The sequence below is a fragment of the Streptomyces mobaraensis genome (assembly GCF_020099395.1).
GTDB lineage: Bacteria > Actinomycetota > Actinomycetes > Streptomycetales > Streptomycetaceae > Streptomyces.
The window spans coordinates 4,824,955-4,846,661 of record NZ_CP083590.1; the positions used below are offsets into that span (position 1 = coordinate 4,824,955).

At 73.5% G+C, this 21,707-nt stretch carries 18 protein-coding genes and 1 tRNA gene; 4 read left to right on the forward strand and 15 right to left on the reverse strand.

All coding sequences use genetic code 11. The features are described from left to right. Positions 1–213: 213 nt before the first annotated feature. The gene (locus K7I03_RS21085) at positions 214–810 is read left to right on the forward strand and encodes a histidine phosphatase family protein (protein ID WP_185944289.1); all 597 of its coding nucleotides are present in this window, start codon (positions 214–216) and stop codon (positions 808–810) included. Positions 811–938: 128 nt separating this feature from the next. Here the strand turns inward: K7I03_RS21085 and K7I03_RS21090 are convergent, their stop codons facing one another. Continuing rightward, positions 939–2,342 (reverse strand): ATP-binding protein, encoded by a 1,404-nt coding sequence (locus K7I03_RS21090; RefSeq protein ID WP_185944290.1) that lies wholly within the window; start codon positions 2,340–2,342, stop codon positions 939–941. Between the two features lie 307 nt (positions 2,343–2,649). Between K7I03_RS21090 and K7I03_RS21095 the strand changes: the two genes are divergently transcribed. Continuing rightward, entirely contained in the window at positions 2,650–3,102 is a 453-nt protein-coding gene (locus K7I03_RS21095) for a hypothetical protein (RefSeq protein ID WP_185944291.1), read from the forward strand. A gap of 56 nt (positions 3,103–3,158) precedes the next feature. Beyond that, positions 3,159–4,061, forward strand: a complete 903-nt coding sequence (locus tag K7I03_RS21100; protein ID WP_185944292.1) for a spermidine synthase — start codon at positions 3,159–3,161, stop codon at positions 4,059–4,061. Between the two features lie 179 nt (positions 4,062–4,240). Here K7I03_RS21100 and K7I03_RS21105 read toward each other — a convergent pair whose 3' ends face one another. The 8 genes from K7I03_RS21105 to K7I03_RS21140 form a co-directional block, all read right to left on the reverse strand. Then, positions 4,241–5,614 (reverse strand): GH1 family beta-glucosidase, encoded by a 1,374-nt coding sequence (locus K7I03_RS21105; protein ID WP_185946066.1) that lies wholly within the window; start codon positions 5,612–5,614, stop codon positions 4,241–4,243. 70 nt (positions 5,615–5,684) lie between these two features. Further along, positions 5,685–6,560, reverse strand: coding sequence for a carbohydrate ABC transporter permease (locus tag K7I03_RS21110; protein ID WP_185946065.1), 876 nt, complete (start codon positions 6,558–6,560; stop codon positions 5,685–5,687). Between the two features lie 9 nt (positions 6,561–6,569). After that, the gene (locus K7I03_RS21115; protein ID WP_185946064.1) at positions 6,570–7,577 is read right to left on the reverse strand and encodes a carbohydrate ABC transporter permease; all 1,008 of its coding nucleotides are present in this window, start codon (positions 7,575–7,577) and stop codon (positions 6,570–6,572) included. Beyond that, positions 7,574–8,887: an ABC transporter substrate-binding protein gene (locus tag K7I03_RS21120; protein ID WP_185946063.1), complete on the reverse strand. Its 1,314-nt coding sequence runs from the start codon at positions 8,885–8,887 to the stop codon at positions 7,574–7,576. Before K7I03_RS21120 ends, K7I03_RS21115 begins: the two co-directional genes overlap by 4 nt. Before the next feature lie 320 nt (positions 8,888–9,207). Next, a tRNA-His gene (locus tag K7I03_RS21125) sits at positions 9,208–9,280 on the reverse strand. A 152-nt stretch (positions 9,281–9,432) separates the two neighbouring features. Beyond that, the gene (gene orn, locus K7I03_RS21130; protein WP_004953545.1) at positions 9,433–10,038 is read right to left on the reverse strand and encodes an oligoribonuclease; all 606 of its coding nucleotides are present in this window, start codon (positions 10,036–10,038) and stop codon (positions 9,433–9,435) included. Positions 10,039–10,043: 5 nt separating this feature from the next. Continuing rightward, a complete protein-coding gene (locus K7I03_RS21135) occupies positions 10,044–11,423 on the reverse strand; it encodes a GlxA family transcriptional regulator (RefSeq protein WP_185946062.1) in 1,380 nt (459 codons plus the stop codon). A 367-nt stretch (positions 11,424–11,790) separates the two neighbouring features. Continuing rightward, positions 11,791–12,234, reverse strand: coding sequence for a hypothetical protein (locus K7I03_RS21140; RefSeq protein WP_221903692.1), 444 nt, complete (start codon positions 12,232–12,234; stop codon positions 11,791–11,793). Positions 12,235–12,695: 461 nt separating this feature from the next. Between K7I03_RS21140 and K7I03_RS21145 the strand changes: the two genes are divergently transcribed. Beyond that, positions 12,696–13,217 (forward strand): universal stress protein, encoded by a 522-nt coding sequence (locus K7I03_RS21145; RefSeq protein ID WP_185946061.1) that lies wholly within the window; start codon positions 12,696–12,698, stop codon positions 13,215–13,217. 429 nt (positions 13,218–13,646) lie between these two features. Here K7I03_RS21145 and glmS read toward each other — a convergent pair whose 3' ends face one another. The 6 genes from glmS to K7I03_RS34515 form a co-directional block, all read right to left on the reverse strand. After that, positions 13,647–15,467, reverse strand: a complete 1,821-nt coding sequence (gene glmS / locus K7I03_RS21150; RefSeq protein ID WP_185946060.1) for a glutamine--fructose-6-phosphate transaminase (isomerizing) — start codon at positions 15,465–15,467, stop codon at positions 13,647–13,649. A gap of 118 nt (positions 15,468–15,585) precedes the next feature. Then, on the reverse strand, positions 15,586–15,861 hold the full coding sequence (locus K7I03_RS21155) for a hypothetical protein (protein WP_185946059.1): 276 nt from the start codon (positions 15,859–15,861) through the stop codon (positions 15,586–15,588). Between the two features lie 87 nt (positions 15,862–15,948). Further along, on the reverse strand, positions 15,949–16,845 hold the full coding sequence (locus tag K7I03_RS21160) for a DUF4429 domain-containing protein (RefSeq protein ID WP_185946058.1): 897 nt from the start codon (positions 16,843–16,845) through the stop codon (positions 15,949–15,951). A gap of 117 nt (positions 16,846–16,962) precedes the next feature. Beyond that, positions 16,963–18,123 (reverse strand): acyl-CoA dehydrogenase family protein, encoded by a 1,161-nt coding sequence (locus K7I03_RS21165; RefSeq protein WP_185946073.1) that lies wholly within the window; start codon positions 18,121–18,123, stop codon positions 16,963–16,965. Between the two features lie 6 nt (positions 18,124–18,129). Beyond that, positions 18,130–19,071: a hydroxymethylglutaryl-CoA lyase gene (locus K7I03_RS21170; RefSeq protein ID WP_185946057.1), complete on the reverse strand. Its 942-nt coding sequence runs from the start codon at positions 19,069–19,071 to the stop codon at positions 18,130–18,132. Beyond that, the gene (locus K7I03_RS34515; RefSeq protein ID WP_224347488.1) at positions 19,068–21,689 is read right to left on the reverse strand and encodes an acetyl/propionyl/methylcrotonyl-CoA carboxylase subunit alpha; all 2,622 of its coding nucleotides are present in this window, start codon (positions 21,687–21,689) and stop codon (positions 19,068–19,070) included. The genes K7I03_RS21170 and K7I03_RS34515 overlap by 4 nt, the downstream gene beginning before the upstream one ends. Positions 21,690–21,707 lie beyond the last annotated feature (18 nt).

A 21,707-nucleotide genomic window follows, 5' to 3' on the forward strand; every position in this document is an offset into this window, starting at 1 on the left:
TCGGGCCACGGAAACACCGGGGTCATCCGGTGTTCGGTTCCTGGGTGCGGCGCATGAGGAGGAAGACGATCGAATATGGCCTCGGGTTGCCTGTGGCGCAAGTGAGTGATGATAGTTCCGACGGGTCTAAGGCATCCGTACCGCACATCACTTTTGTGGCAGCTCCCGCCATTTTGTGGGGGAAGTCACCGAGATCCCGAGGGAGCCCGCTCCATGGCACCGCGCATCCTGCTGGCCCGGCACGGACAGACCGAGTGGTCGCTGTCCGGAAGACACACCGGCCGCACGGACATCCCCCTCCTCGACGAGGGACGGCGCGGGGCGAAGCTCCTCGGCGAGCGCCTGCACCGCGCCCCCTGGGACGGCCTGCCCGGCGTCGAGGTCCGTACCAGTCCGTTGCTCCGGGCGAGTGAAACCTGCGACCTCGCCGGCTTCGGCGAGCGCGCCACCGCGTGGGACGCCTTGATGGAGTTCGACTACGGCGCCTACGAGGGCATGACCCCCGCCGAGATCAAGGCCCAGCGGCCCGGCTGGCTGATCTGGCGCGACGGCGTCCCCGGCGGCGAGACCCTCGACCAGGTCGCGGCCCGCGCCGACGAGGTCGTCCGCTGGGCGCGCTCCGCCGCCGACCGGGACGTGCTCGTCTTCGCCCACGGCCACATCCTGCGCGTCATCGCCGCCCGCTGGCTCGGCTTCGAGGCGTCCTTCGCGGCGCGCATCCGGCTGGAGCCGACGTCGCTGTCGATCCTCGGCTGGGCCTACGGCGAGCCGGCGATCGAGCGCTGGAACGACACCGGGCACCTGGGCTGAACCGGGCCGGCCGGCGGGGCCGCAGGGGCTGAGCCAGGCCGACTGTCGGGGCCGCCTCGGGCTGCCGCGGGCCGGCCGTCAGGTCCACCCGAGCCGCGCCGGGCCGGTCAGGTCCGCCTCAGGGTGCCTCAGGCCGCGCGCCGCGCCAGGAACGACTCCACCGCCGGGTCCTCCGTGAACCGGCGCAGCGTCCGGGACGTGCCGTCGAGCATCCCGCGGATGCGGGCGGACCGGACCTGGCCGAGCAGGTCCAGGACGCGCTCCCCGGCCGCCGCCGCCGCGTCCGGGGAGCCGGAGTGCGCCAGGTCGTCCGCGAGCTGCGCCGTATAGAGGGCGATATTGCGGGCGAAGTGGGGGTCGGCCAGCGCCACGGCCCGCTCGCCGTGCTCCGCCGCGCGGGACCGGTCGCCCAGCGCGGACCAGCACTGCGCCTCCAGCCCCTCCAGCTCGGCCTCGCCGAAGAACGTCATCCACTCGGGATCCGCCTCGCACGCCCCTTGCCCGAAGAGGGACCGGGCCCGCAGCAGGGCGCCCGCGCAGGCCGCCCGGTCGCCCAGCCGGGCCCAGCCCCCGGCCTCGCGCAGCGCCAGCAGCGACATCAGCCGGGCCGAGCCCAGCCGCCGGCCCACGTGCTGCGCGGCCTGGGCGGCGCGGACGGCCTCCCGCGGACGGCCGGCGTCCCGGGCCAGGAACGCGGTGTTGCAGAACGCGTGCGCCTCCAGCGCCGCGTCCCCGGCGACCCGCGCGGTGGCCAGCGCCTCCGCGTAGTGCGATCGGGCGTCGGCGAACCGGCCGGAGTCGTGCGCCAACCACCCGACGGAGATCGCCAGTTCACCGGCGCCGGTGTGCAGCCGGTCGGCCACCGACTGCCGCCGGGCCTCCGCGTCCAGCAGGTCGTACGCCGCCCGCAGCGGCCGGGTGGCGCGCCGGTAGAGGCCGTCGGCGCCGTGCCGGTCGTCGAGCAGCCGGATGCGGCGGACGGCCTCCTCCACCGCCAGGGCCTCCGCCTCGCCGGCGTGGCGCCGGGGGCGGGCGCCCGCGGCGGCGCTCAGGGAGACGACGGCCACCGCGGCCGTGCCATGGGTCATGAACGCGCGACGCAACACGTCGCTCTCCTCGTCACTGGTACCGCCGGTGCCGGGGGCGCCGGCGTCCCGGAGGCCCGGTGCGCCGGGACCCGTCGCGTCACCGTCGTCGGCGGGGCTTTCGATGTGAGCGGGCGGCGCACCGCCCTTGTTTCGCGCCCCCCGTCCGCGTACGGTCTCGCGGGGGAGGAAGCCCATGTCCACCGGCTCACGACCGGGGAACATATGGCGGAACACCCGCTCGTAGGCGTAGTTGGGGCAGCGGATCTCGCCGGATTCGACGCGCCCGATGTACCGCGCGTCACACGAGACCTGTTCCCCGATCTCCCGGGCCGCACGCCGCACCGCCGCCGCGAATTCCGCAGGTGACCGCGGTCCGCGCAACGCGCGGAAGACGGTGTTCGGGCGGGGTGCGCGAGGTGACGGGGACGCGTGGGGCGACGCCATGGCCGGACCCTCTCCTGGCGAGTGCCGCCCCTCCGGCGACCGGGGCGGACGGTGGTGCTGCCGTACGGCGTGATGACCGTACCGGCTGCCGGGAATCCCGTACGTCCGCTTTGGCTACAAAACGGATATCCCACTCGCGATCCGCCATGAACTGCCATCCTTTACGGCGGCACGGCGCCGTAGCCGTTGACGGCTCAAGGGAGTTGAACAGTACGAGCAGGTGCCTGCCGTCCGTGCCGCGGCCCCGGCGGGCGGGCGCGGGACGGCGGCGACGGGTTCAGCGAAACGTGCGGAGGAGGCGTTCCCCTTGGCGGAAGCCGGAGTGAACATCGGCGGCTCGCGGACGGCGGCCCTTCACCAGGCGCGCCCCGGACACGGCCAGGCCGCGCGCCCGGCCCGGGCGCAGGGTGAGGGCGTCCCCTGCGACCTGGTCACGGTGCCCGCCCGGCAGGGCCTGGAGGCGGTGGACATCCTCCGCCTCCGCGACGGGGTCGGGCCCGTCCTGCACGACGGCGAGTGCCACACCCTCGGATTCCTCGTCCCGGCCGGCACCGCGGCGGCCTGGGACGTCCCCGGCAGCGCCTGCACCCAGGCGTACGGGCGCGGGGCGCGCACCGGCCGCCACGAGCCGCCCGTCACGGGCAGCGGCTGGCTGGTGGCCCCCGAGGCGGCGCTCGCCGAGGCCACCGACCCGGCCGTGCTGCGGGCGGCGCTCGGGGAGGCGGCCCGCACCATCGAGGCCGTCGACCGCTGCCGCTGACCCGTCGGCCGGCCGTCCCGTACGGGTGCCCGGACGAACCGGGCGATACTTGACGGATGGCTAAAGGCAGGCGGGCGGCCGGGGACACGGGCCGGAGCGGACGGCGGGCGGGGCGCGGGCGCGCCGCGGAGCCCGTCACCGAGCAGGTGGCGGGCGGCCTCGCGGAGCTCGAACCGGACCCCGACCGTCCGCGGGCCAGGACCCTGCTGATCGACGGCGCGCCGCAGTCCCATGTGGACCCGGACGACCCGGCCCGCCTGGAGTTCTCCTACCAGCGGCGGCTCGGCCACGTCGCCGACCTCGCCGCGCCGCCCGGGCGCCCGGTCCAGGCCCTCCACCTCGGCGGCGGCGCCTTCACCCTGGCCCGCTACGTCGCCGCGACCCGGCCGCGCTCCACCCAGCAGGTCGTCGAGATCGACGCGCCGCTGGTCGCCTTCGTCCGGCGCGAGCTGCCGCTCGATCCCTCCTGGCGGATCCGGGTGCGCTCCGGTGACGCGCGCGAGGTGCTCGCCAAGGTGGCCGACGGGTGGGCGGATCTGATCATCGCGGATGTGTTCGCCGGGGCGCGGACGCCAGCGCATCTGACCAGCGTCGAGTTCACGGCCGATGTGCGGCGGGTGCTGCGGCCGGGTGGTCTGTACGCGGCGAACTTGGCGGACGGTCCGCCTTCCCTCGGCTTCGTCAAGTCGCAGATCGCGACCGTGGGGACGGTGTTTCCCGAGGTGTGTTTGGTGGCGGAGCCGGCGGTGTTGCGGGGGCGACGGTTTGGTAACGCGATTCTTGTGGCGTCGGATGTGGCTTTGCCATTGGGGGAGTTGGGGCGGCGTTGCGCGACGGATGCGGCGCAGGGGCGGGTGGAGGCCGGTACTGATCTCGCCGCCTTCGCCGGCGGGGCGGCGGCGGTCCGCGATGCGCACGCGAAGCCGTCGCCGGAGCCTCCGCCGTCGGTTTTCCGGTGAGGGTGCCCCAGCCCCGCCCTTTCACCGTTTCTTGCGGGGGAGGGCCCCGCACCCCTGAAGCGCCCTGCGGGCGCTGTCCTCAAACGCCGGACGGGCTGAATCAGCCCGTCCGGCGTTTGAGGACAAGGGGGTCTGGGGCGCAGCCCCAGGAAACGGCGAAAGGGCGGGACGGGGGCGACTCACCCCACCCGCCCGCCCCGAATCACCCCCCGATACCACTCCCCACTCCCCTTCACCGTCCGCGACAACGTCGCGTAATCGACGTACACGATCCCAAACCGCTTGCTGTACCCGTACGCCCACTCGAAGTTGTCGAGCAGCGACCACACGAAGAACCCCCACACGTCCGCCCCGTCCCCCAACGCCCGCAGCACCGCGTCGAAGTGCCCGCGCAGATAGGCGATGCGGTCGGGATCGTGCACGGCCCCCCGGCCGTCCGGCTTGTCGTCGTAGGCGGCGCCGTTCTCGGAGACGGCGAGGGGGAGGCCGGGGGCTTCGCGGGTGAAGCGCAGGAGGAGGTCGTACAGGCCGCTCGGATCGACGGTCCAGTCCATGGCCGTCCGGGGTCCCGGAGGCTGGTGGAAGGCGACGCCCTGGGCCCCGGGATAGGGCGAACGCGCAGGTGAGGGGCGGTTGTCAGTGGCGGCTGATACAACGGACGGCGTGTAGTAGTTGATGCCCAGCCAGTCCAGGGGGTGCTTGATGACGGAGGTGTCGCCGTCGCGGACGAACGACCAGTCCGTGATCTTGGCCGTGTCGTCGATCAGGTCGGCGGGGTACGCGCCGTGGAGCATGGGCCCGGTGAAGATACGGGTGGAGAGCGCGTCGATACGCCGCTGAGCGTCCAGGTCGGCGGGTGACGTGGTGCGGGCCCGGACGGCGTTGGGGTTGAGGACGACCGCGACGCGCGCCCGGCGCGGCAGGGTGGCGCGCAGTGCCTGGGCGCCCAGCCCATGGGCGAGGTTGAGGTGGTGCGCGGCGCGCAGGGCCGCGGCGTCGTCGGTGCGCCCGGGGGCGTGTACCCCCGAGGCGTAGCCCAGGAAGGCGCTGCACCAGGGCTCGTTGAGGGTGGCCCAGCACTCGACCCGGTCGCCCAGCGCCCGTGCGACGAGCTCGGCGTAGTCGGCGAAGCGGTAGGCGGTCTCGCGGGCCGGCCAGCCGCCCGCCGTCTCCAGCTCCTGCGGCAGGTCCCAGTGGTAGAGGGTCAGGACGGGCTTGATGCCGTGGGCGAGGAGCTCGTCGGCGAGCCGGCGGTAGAAGTCGAGGCCCTTGGGTGAGGCGGGCCCGCTGCCGGTGGGCTGGACGCGGGGCCAGGAGACGGAGAAGCGGTAGGCGCCCAGGCCGAGGCGGGCCATCAGGCGGACGTCCTCGGCGTACCGGTGGTAGTGGTCGGTGGCCGTGTCGCCGGTGTCGCCGTTCAGCACCTTGCCGGGCGTGTGGCTGAAGGTGTCCCAGATGGAAGGGGTGCGGCCGTCCTCGTGGACCGCGCCCTCCACCTGGTACGCGGCGGTCGCGGCGCCCCAGACGAAGCCGGGAGGGAAGGTCGTGGGCATGAACACGCTCCGGAGGAGAGAGAAGAAGGGGCGGAGGGGGACGGGGGAGATGACGGAGCCGGCACGGGCGTCAGCCCTTGACCGCGCCGCGCATGATGCCGCCGACGATGTGCCGTCCGAAGAGGGCGAGCACGAGCAGCAGCGGCAGCGTGCCGAGCAGCGCCCCGGCCATCACGACGGCTTGGTCGGGGACGTAGCCGCGGCCGAGGCCGGTGAGGGCCACCTGGACGGTCGGGTTGTCCTGGGTCAGCGCGATCACCGGCCAGAAGAAGTCGTTCCAGGACTGCACGAAGGAGAGCATCCCGAGCACCGCCATCGCGGGCCGGGCGACGGGGAGGACGACGTGCCGTACGACGCGCAGGCTGCCGGCGCCGTCGACCCGGGCGGCCTCGATCAGTTCGGTGGGCAGCGCCTCCACGAGGTACTGCCGCATGAAGAACACGCCGAACGCGCTGACCAGGGTGGGCAGGACGACCGTCTGCAGCCGGTCGGTCCAGCCCAGCTCCGCGACGAGTGCGAACAGGGGGACCACCGAGAGCTGTGGGGGCACCATCATCGTGCCCACCACCACCGCCAGCAGGGCGTTCCGCCCCCGGAACCGCAGCTTGGCGAAGGCGAAGCCGGCGAGGGTGCAGAAGAGGACGGTGCCCAGGGCGACGCAGCCGGCGACCAGCGTCGTGTTCAGCAACGCCAGGCCCAGGTTGGCGTCGCTCCACGCGATGCCCAGGTTGTGCGCCAGGTTGCCGCCGAACCAGAGGGGCGGCGGGGTGTGCGCGAGCCGGGTGTTGTCGTGCGAGGCGGCCACGGCCGTCCACACCAGGGGCAGCACCGAGCCCGCGGTGAAGAGGACGAGCACGGTGTATCCGAGCGGTCCGGTGCGTGGCCGCCCGCCGGCCGGCGCGCGGGTGGCGCGGGTGACGGGGGTGGCAGGGGCGGGGACGGGCACGGCGGCTCCTCAGCGGTCCGTGCGCAGCCGGCGGGCGAGCAGCCCGCCCACGGCGGCGACCAGCAGCAGGATCAGGAACATGGCCCAGGCCACGGCGGAGGCACGGCCGAGGTGGAAGCCGAACCACCCCTGCTCGTACAGATAGAGGCCCAGGGTCTGGAACTGGTGCGAGGCCCCGCCCTTCTGCCCGGCCGCCCCGCCGAACAGCAGGGGCTCGCCGAACAGCTGGGTCGCCCCGATCGTCGAGACGACGACGGTGAACAGGATCGTCGGCCGCAGCGAGGGCACGGTGACGTGCCGGAACTGCCGGATCCGCGAGGCGCCGTCCAGCGCCGCCGACTCGTACAGCTCGTCGGGGATCGCCTGCATGGCGGCCAGGTAGATCAGCGCGTTGTAGCCCGTCCACCGCCAGACGACGATCGAGGAGACGGCGATCCGGGAGGTCCACGTGCCGTTCTGCCAGTCGACCGGGTCGACGCCCGCCAGCCCCAGCGCCCAGTTGATCAGCCCGTAGTCCCGCCCGTAGAGGAGGACGAACACCAGGGTGGCCGCGGCGACCGACGTGGCGTACGGGGTGAGGAGGGCGACGCGCCAGAAGGTGGCGGCCCGCAGCCGCTGGTGCAGAAGATGCGCCAGACAGAGGGCCGTCAGCAGTTGGGGGACGGTCGAGAGCACGCCGATGGTGAAGGTGTTGCCCAGGGCGTTCCAGAAGAACTCGTCGTGCAGCAGCCGGAGGTAGTTGCGCGCCCCGGCCCACTCCATCCGGCTCAGGTCCGTGAGTTCGAGCCGGTGGAGTGAGGCCCAGCCGGTCCAGAGGAGGGGGAAGAGACCGAATGCGGAGAAGAACAGGAAGAACGGCGCCACGAACGCGTACGGGCTCCAGCGCACGTCCCACCGGTGACGGCGGGTGCGCCAGGCGGCGCGGCGGTCCCGGCCGGGGGCGGGCGGGGGGTGCGACGGGCCCGGAGCCGGCTCCGCGCCGGGGTCCTCGACGGTGGTGGGCGGCGCCGAGGTCATTCGTCCACCGCGTTGTGGATCTCCTTCTGGGCCGCCGCCCAGGCCGCCCGCGGGTCCCTGCCCTGCTGCTCGACCTGCGGGATGCCGACGTCGGTGAAGGCGGTGCCGATCTGCTGCTCGTGCGGCCCGATCACCAGCGTGGGCGCCCCCTGGGCGGCCCGGGCGAAGATCCGCGCGACCGGGGCCCCGCCGAAGTAGGGGTTCCGCGCGTCCCGCAGCTCCGGCATGCCGTACGAGGCGGGGGTGGAGGGGAAGCTCGACTGCCGGGCGAAGAGCCTGGCCTGCTGCGCGGGCGCGGTCAGCCAGGCGGCGAGCGCCACGGCCTGCGCCCGGTGCCGGGCGGCCTTCGGCACGGTCAGGAACGAGCCGCCCCAGCTGGCCGGCCGGGGCGCCGGTGCCACGTCCCACAGGCCCCGGCCCGCGTCGCCCGACTTCTCCTTGATGTAGCCGAGCATCCACGGTGGGCAGGCGACGGTGGCGAAGCGGCCGTTCGCGTACGCCTGGTCCCAGGGTTTCTCGAACTGTCGCAGCCGCGCGGTCAGCCCCTCGCGGGCCGCCCGCACCGCCAGGTCCCAGGCCGCCCGGACGGCCGGGCCGCCGGTGTACAGCGGGCGGCCGGAGCGGTCGTAGTAGCGCTCCGGATAGCCGTGGATGGCGGCGTTGTAGACGCCCGCCGCCGAGTCGGTGAAGACCGTGCCCGCCGGGGCCCGCTTCCGGTAGGCGCGGCCGGCGTCGAGGTACTTCCGCCAGTCGCCGGCCCACAGCCGGCCGACGGCCTCCCGGTCGGTGGGCAGCCCGGCCCGGCGGAAGAGGTCCTTGCGGTAGCAGACGGCGATCGGCCCGATGTCCGTGCCGAGCCCGACCGTGCGGCCGTCGGGGTCGGTGGCCTGGGCCCATTTCCACCCGAGCCAGTCGGCCCGGCGTACGCCCGGCGCCCGGGACAGGTCCTCCAGCCGGCGGCCCTGGCCCGCCGCCAGGTCGTGCAGGGTGCCGACCTCGACCGCCTGGACGTCCGCCAGCCCGCTGCCGGTCACCAGGTGCGTCAGGAACTGGGGGAAGTAGGTGTCGCTCCGCTCGATCACGTTCTCCTTGATCCGGATCTCCGGGTGCAGCCGCTCGTACTCGGCGTACAGCCCGGCCTGCCGGTAGCCGAAGACCCCGAAGGTGCCGACGGAGAGCGTGGTCCGCCCGTCGTCGTCGGCCGCGCAGCCGGTGAGCGCCGCGGCCAGGAGCAGCGCGGCCGCCAGTGCCGCCGGTGCCGCCCGTGCCCGTCGGGTCCGGGGGCGCCGTCCCTGGGTGCCGCCGCGCATGCCTCCTCCTGGTGCCGTGCCCGCCCCACCGGCCCACGGGAGGCGGCCCGCCAAGGGGCGTACCGCGCCGGAGCGTTGGGGGTTCCGGGACTGCCCCGAGACTCGCCGCAACCTGGCGTAGTGTCAAGGACGCGCTGCGTGACGTGACCTAGGGGGTGAAAGAGGCGTGGGGAGAGCTTCCGGCGTGTCGTGGTGGTGGGGCGGCGGGAGGCCCGGCACGGGCTGACGGCCATTCGGACGCGCGGACCCGCACACGGGCCGCGGCTGGAAACGCCGAAGGCCCTGACCTGGTTTCCCAGATCAGGGCCTTCGGCTCTGAGGGTGAGTAACGGGACTCGAACCCGCGACATCCTGGACCACAACCAGGTGCTCTACCAGCTGAGCTATACCCACCACGACCGGCGTTCGTTTCCGTGTTTCCCACCGGCCGAGAAGAAGTCTACAGGGTCCGGAGGGGTGCTCGCTCCCGGCTTTCGCCGTGCCGGGAGCGAGCTGCGTCACTCCGCCGGAATCCCCGTGGAAACCCCACGGGGATCAAGGCCGTACTACGACTGAACAGGAAGGACGTGCTTGGCCGCGATCGCCTTCGCCGTGTCGGAGTCCGGACCGGGCTGCGGCACGAAGATCGCCTCGCGGTAGTAGCGGAGCTCGGCGATCGACTCGCGGATGTCGGCGAGGGCCCGGTGGTTGCCGGCCTTCTTCGGGCTGGCGAAGTAGGCACGGGGGAACCAGCGCCGGGACAGCTCCTTCACCGACGAGACGTCGACGATGCGGTAGTGCAGGTGCTTCTCCAGCTCCGGCATGTCCCGCAGCAGGAAGCCGCGGTCGGTGCCGACCGAGTTTCCGCACAGCGGGGCCTTGCCGGGCTCCGGGACGTACTCGCGGATGTACGCCAGGACCTGCCGCTCCGCTTCCTCGAGCGTCGTCCCGCCGTCCAGCTCGTCGAGCAGCCCGGAGGCCGTGTGCATCTGGCGCACCACCTCGGGCATGGTGGTCAGGGCCTCGGCGGGCGGGCGGATGACGATGTCCACACCGTCGCCGAGGATGTTCAGCTCCGAGTCGGTCACCAGGGCGGCCACCTCGATGAGCGCGTCGGTCGACAGCGAGAGCCCGGTCATCTCGCAGTCGATCCACACCATGCGATCGTTCATGGAACTCACCCTACGGGGCGTTCCCGCTGGCCGGGCAGGTGCGGGCTGTACAGGTCGGACTCCGGCTTGCCCGGTTCGACGGCGCCCGGACCGTGTCCCGGTCCATGGCCGAACCCCGGGTTCCCCGGCCCGTGCCCCAGGGGCACCCCGTGTCCGGGATGCCCGCCGTGTCCGCCGTGCCCGGCGGAGTGCGGCGGACCGCCGAGCGGACCGGCCGACGCGTGCGCGGCGGCCAGGGCCGTCCGTCTCAGCCCGACGACCGCCGGCTCCCCGGACCGGGGCTCCAGCGGGTCCGGGGAGCCGAAGCGGTCACCCCGCCCGTCCCGGTCCGGCCGCTCGGGGCGGTCCGGCCGGCCGTCGGGGCCGCCCTGGGGCCGCCGCGCCCGGTAGGCCGCCCGGTAGGCCGCGGGGGAGGACCCCAGCTGCCGCCGGAAGTGGCCGCGCAGGGCGACGGGGGAACGGAATCCGCAGCGTCCGGCGACCTCGTCCACGGAGTAGTCGGACGTCTCCAGCAGCCGCTGTGCCTGGAGCACCCGCTGGGTGATCAGCCACTGGAGCGGCGCACTGCCGGTGAGCGAACGGAACCTGCGGTCGAAGGTGCGGCGGCTCATATAGGCGCGGGCGGCCAGGGTCTCCACGTCGAACTGTTCGTGGAGGTGCTCCAGCGCCCAGGCGACGACCTCGGCGAGCGGATCGGCGCCGATCTCCTCCGGTAAAGACCGGTCGAGATAGCGCTCCTGGCCGCCGCTGCGGCGCGGCGGTACGACGAGGCGTCGGGCGAGCGCCCCGGCGGCGTCCGCGCCGTGGTCGGTGCGGACGATGTGCAGGCACAGGTCGATGCCGGCGGCGGTGCCCGCGGAGGTCAGGACGTCACCGTCGTCCACGAAGAGCTCCCGCGGGTCCACATGGACCGAGGGGTAGCGCTTGGCGAGTGTCGGCGCGTACATCCAGTGGGTGGTGGCGGGTCTGCCGTCGAGCAGTCCCGCGGCGGCCAGTACGAAGGCCCCGGTGCACAGCCCGACGATGCGGGCGCCTTCCTCGTGGGCGCGGCGCAGTGCGTCGAGGGCGGCGGGTGGCGGTGGCTGGGTGATGGACCGCCAGGCCGGTACGACGACGGTGCCGGCCCTGGAGAGCGCCTCCAGGCCGTACGGCGCGGTCAGTTCCAGACCGCCGGTCGTTCGCAATGGCACATCTTCGCCCGCGCAGACGAGCAGGCGATAACGGGGAACCCCGGCATCCTGCCGGTCGATCCCGAATACGGAGAGCGGAATGGAGCTTTCGAAGATCGGGCCGCCGCTGAAGAGCAAAACGGCGACGATCTCCCGGCGGCGGCGTCCGGAGAGCTTGCGCACGGTCTCCGGTACGGTCGTGGAGTCCTGGCTCATGGCGCTAAGCCCCCCTCGGCGGTCGAGTCCTCTCGGTCCTGCACGTTTCCCCTCGGTCCTGAACGGTTCCCCCGCCGGTCATGGCCAAGATCGAATCTACTGTGTCGGATGTAGTCGCGGTGACCAGTTCACCATCCGGCTCTATGTCGACATGACAACTTGGCGCGAAGCGTTCGATCACGAAGCGTTGCACTTGCAGGCCCCGCTGAAAAGTACGCCTCTCGGCTCTGCCCCCACGCCGTAGGGATCAACCGCCCTCAGCGGTCCTTTCCTTGCTGGTCGCCCGGCTGTTGGGGGCTGGTCAGGCCAAGCGAGGGCCCTCGGCCTGAAGTTGGCCGAAAACATACGGGTGTGGGCGTACGAAAAATCAGTCGACGTACGTACTGGCGCCCGGATGGCGTGCGCCGCGATGCGTACCGGTACCGGTGCGGCCGTGCCGGCCGCGGTGCGGGGAGACCGGCGGCGCGACTCGTTCGAGTGCCCCTCCGAGGGCCTCCTCCAGGTCCTCTTCGAGTGCTCCGGCGGGCTGTTCGCCCCGGTCCGTCCGGCGGCCCGCGCCACCCCGGCCGACGGCCCGCGGGGCGCGGCCGGCGGCCCGTTCGGACCGCCGGAGGAGGGCGTGGCAGGCGCAGGTGAGGGCCACGAGGCCGGCGGCGCTGCCGGCCGCCCCGCCGAAGGACCGTCCGCACATCAGCAGGACGAGGGGGACCAGGGCGCAGCTGAACGCCGCCCAGCGCACCACGTCGCTCACCGGATCGGGCGATTCCCGGTCGGGTTCGGCGGCGTGGGCGTCGTCGCGGGTTCCGGGCACGGAGCGGCTCCCTGGTGGCGGCTGCTGGCGGTAGTACAACGCGGGTCCGGCGTGTGGGTCACTCGGCGAACGGGCAGGGGTAGGGACACACGGGGCATTGCGCTGGGGGCGGCCCTCGTGCATGCTCCGGGGAACGCTCACCCGTCAGCCGTCACACCCGTCGAGGGGACACCGCGTGTCGCACCCGTCGTCCGGACGTCCGCCCCTCGGGGGCGGCCGTCGCAGGCGGGCGGCCGCCGGCGTCTTCCGGCCCCGTTCGGCGGGCCGGCCTCTGGGCACCCGGCGGGCGGGGCCGTACCCTGGGGGGTAAGTCCTTGAAAAGATGAATCCCGGACGGATTTTTGTCGCCGTACTGACACCCATGCGCCCGCGCGGTGTCCCGTACGGCGGGAAATGTCCCTTCAGTCCACCGCAGCCCACCGCCGACCCTCCGCAAGAGGACTTCCTTCGCCGAGACACCGATGGCCGGTCACGAATTCTCCGAACCCGCGGACCGCAAGCGGATCGCCGATCAGACGGCGCTTCCCGAAGCGGTGGAAGAAACACGTCATTCCTGCGATCCCGCGTTCCAGCACGGTGTCGTGGTGGGTTTCGACGGCTCCACGTCGAGCGAACGGGCGCTTGCTTATGCAATCGGCATGGCCCGGCGTTCCGGCTCGGGCCTGATCATCGTCCATGTGGCCAACCGGCTGCCGACGACCGTCTGGGCGGGCTGCGAACCGCCGGTCTTCGTGGACGTCCCCGACCACCGCACCGAGGTCCTGGGCCTGGAACTGGCCTGCGCCGACCACCTCTCCGAGGTGCCCTGGATCCTCGTCGAGCGGGGCGGGGACATCTGCCACGAGCTGGAGGAGGTCGGGCGGGAGTACGCGGCCGACGCCATCGTGGTGGGCTCCACCCATGGGATCGTCGGCCGGATCTTCGGCTCGGTGGCCGGCCGGCTGGCCCGGCGGGCGCAGCGGCCTGTGGTGGTCATTCCCTGAGGCCCTGAGGCCCTGAGGCGTATGGGACGGCGGGGGTGTCCGGGACGGACGGGACGCCCCCGCCGTTTCATGCCCAACTCCCGTAACCGATGCGGGTGGTGAGCGACGGTGCCGCCGGCGGACGCGGCTCGGCGCGCGCCCCGCATCGCGAAAGCGCGCGCCTGCTCAGGTGTGCGAAAGCCGCTTCCTCCGGGTACAAGTCCGGTGAGCGCACGTGCCGCCGGGCGGGAGGTGACGGTTCCCGGGACCGGTGGCATCACCGCCGGCGCGAGGGCGGCGCCGGCACCGGGGAGGCGGTCCTCCCCGCGCGCCCGGTGGCACGCGCGGGGAGCGCCGTCGGCAGTGAGGGGCCGTCAGGCGTGCCGGACACAGCCGTCGGGCGTGACGGGCAAGGCCGTCAGGCGTGGCGGCCGGAGCCGCCAGGCGTGACTACTCGACCGTGACGGACTTGGCGAGGTTGCGCGGCTTGTCGATGTCGCGGCCCATGGCCTTGGCCGTGTAGTAGGCGAAGAGCTGGAGCGGGATGCCCATGAGGATCGGGTCCAGCTCGTCCTCGTTCTTCGGCACCACGATCGTGTGGTCGGCCTTCTCCTGCTCCTGGTGCGCGACGGCGAGGATGCGGCCGCTGCGGGCCTTGATCTCCTCCAGGGCGGCGCGGTTCTTCTCCAGCAGCTCGTCGTCGGGGACGATCGCGACGGTCGGCATGGCGGGCTCGATCAGGGCCAGCGGGCCGTGCTTGAGCTCCGACGCCGGGTAGGCCTCGGCGTGGATGTACGAGACCTCCTTGAGCTTGAGGGAGGCCTCGCGGGCCACCGGGTAGCCCCGGACGCGGCCGATGAACATCATCGACTTGGCGTCGGCGTACTCGGCCGCCAGCTTCTCGATCTCCGCCTCGTTGCCGAGGATCTCCTCGATCTGCGCGGGCAGCTTGCGCAGGCCCTCGATGATCCGCTTGCCGTCGGCGACCGACAGGTCGCGGGTGCGGCCCAGGTGCAGGGCGAGCAGGCCGAAGGAGACCACCATGTTGGTGAAGCACTTGGTGGAGACGACGCAGACCTCGGGGCCGGCGTGCACGTAGATGCCGCCGTCGGTCTCCCGGGCGATGGCCGAGCCGACCACGTTGACCAGGCCGAGGACGCGGGCGCCCTTGCGCTTGAGCTCCTGGACGGCGGCGAGCACGTCGTAGGTCTCACCGGACTGGGACACCGCGATGTAGAGGGTGTCGGGGTCCACGACCGGGTTGCGGTAGCGGAACTCGGAGGCCGGCTCGGCGTCCGCGGGGATGCGGGCCAGCTCCTCGATCATCTGGGCGCCGATCTGGCCGGCGTGGTACGAGGTGCCGCAGCCGAGGATCTTCACCCGGCGCACGGCGCGGGCGTCGCGGGCGTCCAGGTTGAGGCCGCCGAGGTGCACGGTGGAGAAGCGGTCGTCGATGCGGCCGCGCAGGGCGCGGTCCACGGCGTCGGCCTGCTCGTGGATCTCCTTGTGCATGTACGTGTCGTGGCCGCCCATGTCGTACGACTCGGCCTCCCACTCCACGGTGGTCGGCTGCGACGAGGTGGTGGAGCCCTCGGTGGTGTAGGTGCGGTAGTCGTCGGCCTTCAGGGTGGCCATCTCGCCGTCGTCCAGGGTGACGACCTGGCGGGTGTGGCTGACCAGCGCGGCGACGTCGGAGGAGACGAACATCTCCTTCTCGCCTATGCCGAGGACGACCGGCGAGCCGTTGCGGGCGACGACGATGCGGTCCGGGAAGTCGGCGTGCAGCACGGCGATGCCATAGGTGCCCTCGATGTGCCGGACGGCGTCGCGGACCTTCTCCTCCAGCGTGGCGGCCTGCGAGCGGCCGACCAGGTGGGCGAGCACCTCGGTGTCGGTGTCGGAGAGGAACGTCACGCCGTCGGCGGTCAGCTTGGCGCGCAGCTCGGAGGCGTTGTCGATGATGCCGTTGTGGACGACGGCGACCTTCTCGTCGGCGTCCACGTGCGGGTGCGCGTTGACGTCGTTGGGGGCGCCGTGGGTGGCCCAGCGGGTGTGCGCGATGCCGGTGGTGCCGTTGAAGCGCTTGGGGAGGCGGGCCTCCAGCTCGCGCACGCGGCCCTTGGCCTTGGCGGTCTTCAGGCCGCCGGCCTTGCCGCTCGCGTGCAGGGCGATGCCCGCGGAGTCGTAGCCGCGGTACTCCAGTCGCTGCAGCCCTTCGAGCAGCAGCGGGGCGACGTCGCGCTTCCCGATGTAACCGACGATTCCGCACATAAGGTGATGACCCTCCCTGACAAACGATCAATGATGCCCGCGGGCGGCAGCAGCCGCCGTTTCGCCTTCGCCGGGGACGGGTGTCCCGGCCCCCGGCCCGCCTCGGCCGTAGCCGGTCTCAGCCGTAGACGATGCGCCGCAGCTGGCGCAGCGAGAGCGGGGGCGGGGCGACCGCGCGGTGCGGCAGCTCCGCCGCGATCCGCTCGAAGATCTCCGCGTTCGCCAGACCACCGGACTGCAGTTCGCGGTGGCGGCGGCGGACGAACTCCTCGGCCGTCTCGTCGAAGTACGCCAGGACGTCCAGGACCACCCGGGCGGCCTCGCCGCGCTGGAGCGGCGTGCTGCGCACCAGGTGGTCCACCAGGTCGTCATGGGACATACGGCGTTCGAGCACCCGTTGATACTGAGGGGTGTCGGAGCGTTTCGCAAGAATCCTGCCCGATTTCGGGCAAGAGTGGTGGCAAAGTGTTGATCGTTTTGCTTAGAAACGCTGGAGAATCGCCTGTTTCGCGGCGGTGAACTCCTCGTCCGTGAGGATCCCCGAGCGGTGCAGCTCGCCCAGCTCCCGCAGCCGGCGGAGCAGGGTGTCGTGATCGTCGGCCGGCGGCGCGTCGGACGGGGCCCGGTCGAGCGGGGCGGGCGTGACGGGCGGTGCCGCCGGGACCTCGTGCACCGGGGCGGCGGGGTGCGGCAGCCGGGCCGTGACGGCGGCGCCCAGCAGGGCCATCAGCCCGTCCTTCTTGAAGCCGAAGAGCTCGATGGCGTTCGGGTCGTGCTTGGCGGGCGTTTTCGAGGGCGCGCCCCGGACGGCGAACCGTAGGTAGCCGTTCTCCAGCCCGATGCTCGGCAGCCACTCCACGCCCGTGATGTCGGCCAGCGCCAGCTCCCGCGGGCCGCCCGACGCCTTGCCGTCGTCGGTGACCCAGTTCCACTCCAGCCGGACCGTCTCGCCGTCGAAGGAGGCGGTTCCGTCCCCGGCGCCGACCGCCAGCGGGACGGCGGGGCCGGGCAGCAGATAGCGGTCCGCCGGGCCGTCCGGCACCTGCTCCAGCAGCAGGGCGGTACGGACCTCCTCCGCGAAGTACTCGGCGACGCCGGCCCGGTCCGGTTCCGTCCTGAGCTGGTACGGGTCGATGGCGTCCGCCATCCGGCCGCGCGTCACCTGGGTGAGCGGGTCGGCCCCCTCGCGCAGCCGCAGCCGCAGCCGGCCCGCCTTGCGGCCCGGCTCGAAGGCGATGCCCGCCACGGCCTCCAGCGGCACGGTCAGCTCACCCAGCGTCTGGCGGACCAGATGGACCCCGCGCTCCCGGCCCGGGACGATGCGTATCGCGTCCCCGTCGAACGTCCACGTGCCGTCCTTCTGGAAGATCTCTGCCATGGGCGAATTCTCGCAGGCGGGAGGCGGTTTGGGCAGGCCGGGCCGGGGCGCGGGCGGTACGCCGGCGCGGGGCGGCGGGTGCCGTACGCGCCGCCCCCGGCCCCCTGCCGTCCGGCGTCAGCCCGTGAGGCCCAGCTCCCGGGCGATCAGCATCCGCTGGACCTCGCTGGTGCCCTCGCCGATCTCCAGGATCTTGGCGTCCCGCCACATCCGGGCCACCGGGTACTCGTTCATGAAGCCGTAGCCGCCGTGGATCTGGGTGGCCTCGCGGGCGTTGTCGACCGCGATCTCCGACGAGTAGAGCTTGGCCAGCGCCGCCTGCTTCTTGAACGGCTCGCCGTGCACCAGCCGGGAGGCGGCGTCGCGCCAGGCGAGACGGGCGGTGTGGGCGCGCATCTCCATGTCGGCGATCTTGAACTGGATCGCCTGGTTGTCGCCGATCGGCCGGCCGAACGCCCGCCGGGTCCTCGCGTACGTCAGCGACTCGTCGACGCAGCCCTGCGCCAGGCCGGTGGCCAGCGCGGAGATCGCGATCCGGCCCTCGTCGAGTATCCGCAGGAACTGCGCGTAGCCCCGGCCCTCCTCGCCCAGCAGGTTCGCGCGCGGCACCCGGACGTCCGAGAAGGACAGCTCGCGGGTGTCCGAGGCGTTCCAGCCGACCTTGGAGTAGGGGGCCGCGACGGTGAAGCCGGGGGTGCCGGACGGGACGATGATCGAGGAGATCAGCGGCTTGCCGTCCGGCGTGCGGCCGGTGACCGCGGTGACGGTGACCAGGGCGGTGATGTCGGTGCCCGAGTTGGTGATGAAGCACTTGGTGCCGTTGATGACCCACTCGTCCGTGGCCTCGTCCAGCCGGGCGGTGGTGCGGGTGCCGCCCGCGTCCGAACCGCACTCCGGCTCCGTCAGCCCGAAGCCGCCCAGGATCTCGCCGGCGCACAGCCGGGGCAGCCACTCGCGCTTCTGCTCCTCCGTGCCGAAGCGGAAGATCGGCATGGCGCCCAGGGAGACGCCGGCCTCCAGGGTGATCGCCACGGACGAGTCGACGCGGGCCAGCTCCTCCAGGGCGATGCCCAGCGCGAGGTAGTCGCCGCCCATCCCGCCGTACTCCTCGGGGAAGGGGAGGCCGAAGAGGCCCATGCGGCCCATGTCGCGGACGATCTCGTAGGGGAACTCGTGGCGCTCGTAGAAGTCGCCGATCTTCGGGGCGATCACGTCGTGGGCGAACTCCTCGACGGTACGCCGGAGTTCCTCGTGCTCGGGGGTGAGGCGGTGGTCCAGCATGGCTCAGGACTCCTGGTGGGAGATGGCGCGGACGGTACGGGACGGGCTCGGCCGTCCCAGGTGGGCGGCCATCCACACGCTTGTGGCGGTGAGCCGGCCGAGGTCGACCCCGGTGTCGATACCGAGGCCGTGGAGCATCCAGACGAGGTCTTCGGTGGCGAGGTTGCCGGTGGCGCTCTTCGCGTACGGGCAGCCGCCGAGGCCGCCCGCGGAGGCGTCCACGGTGGTCACGCCGTGGCGCAGCGCCGTGAGGGTGTTGGCCAGGGCCTGGCCGTAGGTGTCGTGGAAGTGCACGGCGAGGTGGTCGGTGGGGACGCCCGCCGCGTTGAACGCCGCGAGGAGGGCCGTGACCTGGCCCGGGGTGGCGACGCCGATCGTGTCGCCGAGGCTCAGCTCGTCGCAGCCCAGCTCGTACAGGCGGCGGCCGACATCCGCCACGCGCTCGATCGGGACGGGGCCTTCCCAGGGGTCCCCGAAGCACATGGAGAGGTAGCCGCGGACCTTCGCGCCCTCGTCCTTCGCCCGGCGGACCACCGGCTCGAACATGGCGAGCGACGCGTCGACCGTGCGGTTGAGGTTGGCCTTGGCGAACGACTCGGTGGCGCTGGCGAAGACCGCGACCTCGCGTGCGCCCAGGGCGAGGGCGCGGTCGAGGCCGCGCTCGTTGGGGACGAGGACGGGGAGGCGGACGCCGATCCCGTCGACGAGGGGCAGGAGCTCCTCGGCGTCGGCCAGCTGCGGGACCCACTCGGGGCGGACGAAGCTCGTCGCCTCGATCGTGCGCAGGCCCGCGTCGGCGAGGCGGCGGATGAAGTCCGCCTTCACCTCGACCGGGACGATCGCCTTCTCGTTCTGCAGGCCGTCGCGGGGGCCGACCTCGTGGATCCGGACACGGTCCGGGAGGGAGGGGTCCCGTACGGGCATGGGCAGGCCGTCGGCCGTCATGCTTCCTCCTGGGCGGCGGGCCGTTCGGTGGGCCGGTCGGCGGGCTGGTCCGGGGTGACGACGGCCAGGACCTGGTCCATGGCGACCGTGCTGCCGGGGGTGACGTCCAGTTCCGTGACCGTGCCGTCGTGCGGGGCGGCGATGACGTGCTCCATCTTCATCGCCTCCACGACGAGCAGGCTCTGGCCGGCGGTGACCGTGTCCCCGACGGCCGCCTTCACGACGGTGACCGTGCCGGGCATGGGCGCGGTGAGCGCTCCGGCGTGCGCGGCGGCGCTCGCGCCTCCGGCGGCTACGGGGTCGTGGTCGAGGACGTGCCAGGTGTCGCCTTGGTGGGCCAGCCAGGCTCCGTCGGGGCTTATGACGAAGGGGGTGGTGCGGCCGTCGAGGTCGAGGGTGAGGTGGTGGGGGGCGGTGGGGAGGAGGCGGGCGCGGTGGGGGGCGCCTGCGGCGGGCTGTTCCCCAATCCCGCCCCTTCCCGAAACCGGGGGCAAGCCCCCGGACCCCCCGGTCGCCGCGCCCTGCTGCGCGGGCAGGGCGGCGGCGGGCGCCGTCACGCGGGCCGTGCTCGCGCCTGTCGCTGCCGCGCCGGCCGTACGGCCGCCGGGCGCAGTGGCGTCGTCTGCGGCGGCCACGCCGGCGCGCGGAGCGCCCGCGTTGCCCGCGCGTTGCCCGCCGGCCGCTGCCGCGCCTGCCGTGGCGCCTTCGGCGCCGCCCGCCGCCGGAGCGGGTGCGTCGGTGGCCCCGTGCGCCGCACGGTCCGTCGGGCTGCCCGTCGGGGCGGCAGCCACGCCGCCCGGCTCCGGCGGCGCCGGGCTCCCGGACGCCTGGGCGCCGCTCGCGCCGACAGGCGCCGTCGCGCCTCCCGCTGCCGCGCCGACCGTGGCGCCTCCGGCGCCGCCCGTCGCCCGCCCGTGCTGCGCCGGCCGCGCGGGCGCTTCCGCGCCGCCCGCCGCCTCAGACGCCCCCGCGCCCTCAGGCGCCCCCGCGCCCTCAGGCGCCCCCGCGCCCTCAGGCGCCCCCGCGCCCTCCGGCGTGTCCACCAGCACCTCCGTCCCCGTCGCCGTCGTCCGGACCCGGACCGTGACCGGGTCGTGTCCGGGGACGCGGAAGTGGTGCGGTGTCCAGGCGGGGGTGCCGCCCAGGCGCCACCCGTCCGGGGTGGAGAACGGGTCCGTCCACGAAGCGGGGGCGGAGGCGGGGGACAGGGCCGCCTGCCGGGCCAGGGCCGCCGTCGCGTACACCTCGGCCGGGACCGTGTCCGACAGGAGAGAGGGGCCGTCGCGGTCGACCAGGCCCGTGTCCAGGTCGCCCGAGACCACCGACGGGTGGGCCAGGAGGCGGCGGAGGAAGCCGGTGTTGGTCTCCAGGCCGAGGATGGTCGTGTCCGCGAGGGCGGCGCGGAGGCGGCGGAGGGCCGTGGCGCGGTCGGGGCCGTAGGCGATGACCTTGGCGAGCATCGGGTCGTAGTCCGTGCCGACCTCCGTGCCCGGCAGCAGGCCGGAGTCGACGCGGACGCCCGGGCCCTCCGGTTCGTGGAGGGCGACGATCCTGCCGGCGGAGGGGAGGAATCCGCGGGCCGGGACCTCGGCGCAGATGCGGGCCTCGACGGCGTGGCCGGTGAGGGTCACGTCGTCCTGCGTGAAGGACAGGCGCTCGCCCGCCGCCGCGCGGAGCTGCCACTCCACCAGGTCCAGGCCCGTGACCAGCTCCGTCACCGGGTGCTCGACCTGGAGGCGGGTGTTCATCTCCATGAAGTAGTAGGCGGACGGGTCGCCGCCGGGGACGATGAACTCGACCGTGCCCGCGCCCGTGTAGCCGCAGGAGCGGGCCGCCTGGACGGCGGCGGCGCCCATCGCGGCGCGGGTGGCCTCGTCGAGCAGGACGCTCGGCGCCTCCTCGATGATCTTCTGGTGGCGGCGCTGGAGCGAGCACTCGCGCTCGCCGAGGTGGACGACGTTGCCGTGGCCGTCCGCGAGGACCTGGATCTCGATGTGCCGGGGGCGGTCGATCCACCGCTCCACCAGCAGCGTGTCGTCGCCGAACGAGCCGCGCGCCTCGCGCCGGGCCGCCGCGATCTCCTCGGCGAGCAGCGCCTCGTCGCGGACCAGCCGCATGCCCTTGCCACCGCCACCGGCGGACGGTTTCAGGAGGACCGGCATGCCGATCTCCCGCGCCGCCTCGGTCAGTTCGGCGTCGGTCAGGCCGCTGCCCGTCGAACCCGGCACGACCGGGACACCCGCCGCGCGGACCGTCTCCTTGGCGCGGATCTTGTCGCCCATGAGGTCGATCGCGTCGGCCGGCGGGCCGATGAAGACCAGCCCGGCGTCCGCGCAGGCGCGGGCGAACGCCGCGTTCTCGGCGAGGAAGCCGTAGCCGGGGTGGACGGCTTGCGCGCCGGACCGCTCGGCGGCGGCCAGCAGCCGCTCCACGGACAGGTAGCTCTCCGCGGCGGACGCCGGGCCGAGGCGGACGGCCGTGTCGGCCTCGCGGACGTGCCGGGCGTCGGCGTCCGCGTCGCTGTACACGGCGACCGAGCGGATGCCCAGCTCGCGCAGGGTGCGGATGACGCGGACGGCGATCTCGCCTCGGTTGGCGACCAGGACACTCTCGAACATCTTCGACATCGTCACGTC

Coding starts and splice junctions, on each gene's coding strand:
- glmS (WP_185946060.1), bottom strand. CDS start 15,467: ATGTGCGGAATCGTCGGTTACATCGGGAAGCGCGACGTCGCCCCGCTG.
- K7I03_RS21100 (WP_185944292.1), top strand. CDS start 3,159: ATGGCTAAAGGCAGGCGGGCGGCCGGGGACACGGGCCGGAGCGGACGG.
- K7I03_RS21145 (WP_185946061.1), top strand. CDS start 12,696: ATGGCCGGTCACGAATTCTCCGAACCCGCGGACCGCAAGCGGATCGCC.
- K7I03_RS21170 (WP_185946057.1), bottom strand. CDS start 19,071: ATGACGGCCGACGGCCTGCCCATGCCCGTACGGGACCCCTCCCTCCCG.
- K7I03_RS21160 (WP_185946058.1), bottom strand. CDS start 16,845: ATGGCAGAGATCTTCCAGAAGGACGGCACGTGGACGTTCGACGGGGAC.
- K7I03_RS21135 (WP_185946062.1), bottom strand. CDS start 11,423: ATGAGCCAGGACTCCACGACCGTACCGGAGACCGTGCGCAAGCTCTCC.
- K7I03_RS21085 (WP_185944289.1), top strand. CDS start 214: ATGGCACCGCGCATCCTGCTGGCCCGGCACGGACAGACCGAGTGGTCG.
- K7I03_RS21105 (WP_185946066.1), bottom strand. CDS start 5,614: ATGCCCACGACCTTCCCTCCCGGCTTCGTCTGGGGCGCCGCGACCGCC.
- K7I03_RS34515 (WP_224347488.1), bottom strand. CDS start 21,689: ATGTTCGAGAGTGTCCTGGTCGCCAACCGAGGCGAGATCGCCGTCCGC.
- K7I03_RS21115 (WP_185946064.1), bottom strand. CDS start 7,577: ATGACCTCGGCGCCGCCCACCACCGTCGAGGACCCCGGCGCGGAGCCG.
- K7I03_RS21120 (WP_185946063.1), bottom strand. CDS start 8,887: ATGCGCGGCGGCACCCAGGGACGGCGCCCCCGGACCCGACGGGCACGG.
- orn (WP_004953545.1), bottom strand. CDS start 10,038: ATGAACGATCGCATGGTGTGGATCGACTGCGAGATGACCGGGCTCTCG.
- K7I03_RS21090 (WP_185944290.1), bottom strand. CDS start 2,342: ATGGCGTCGCCCCACGCGTCCCCGTCACCTCGCGCACCCCGCCCGAAC.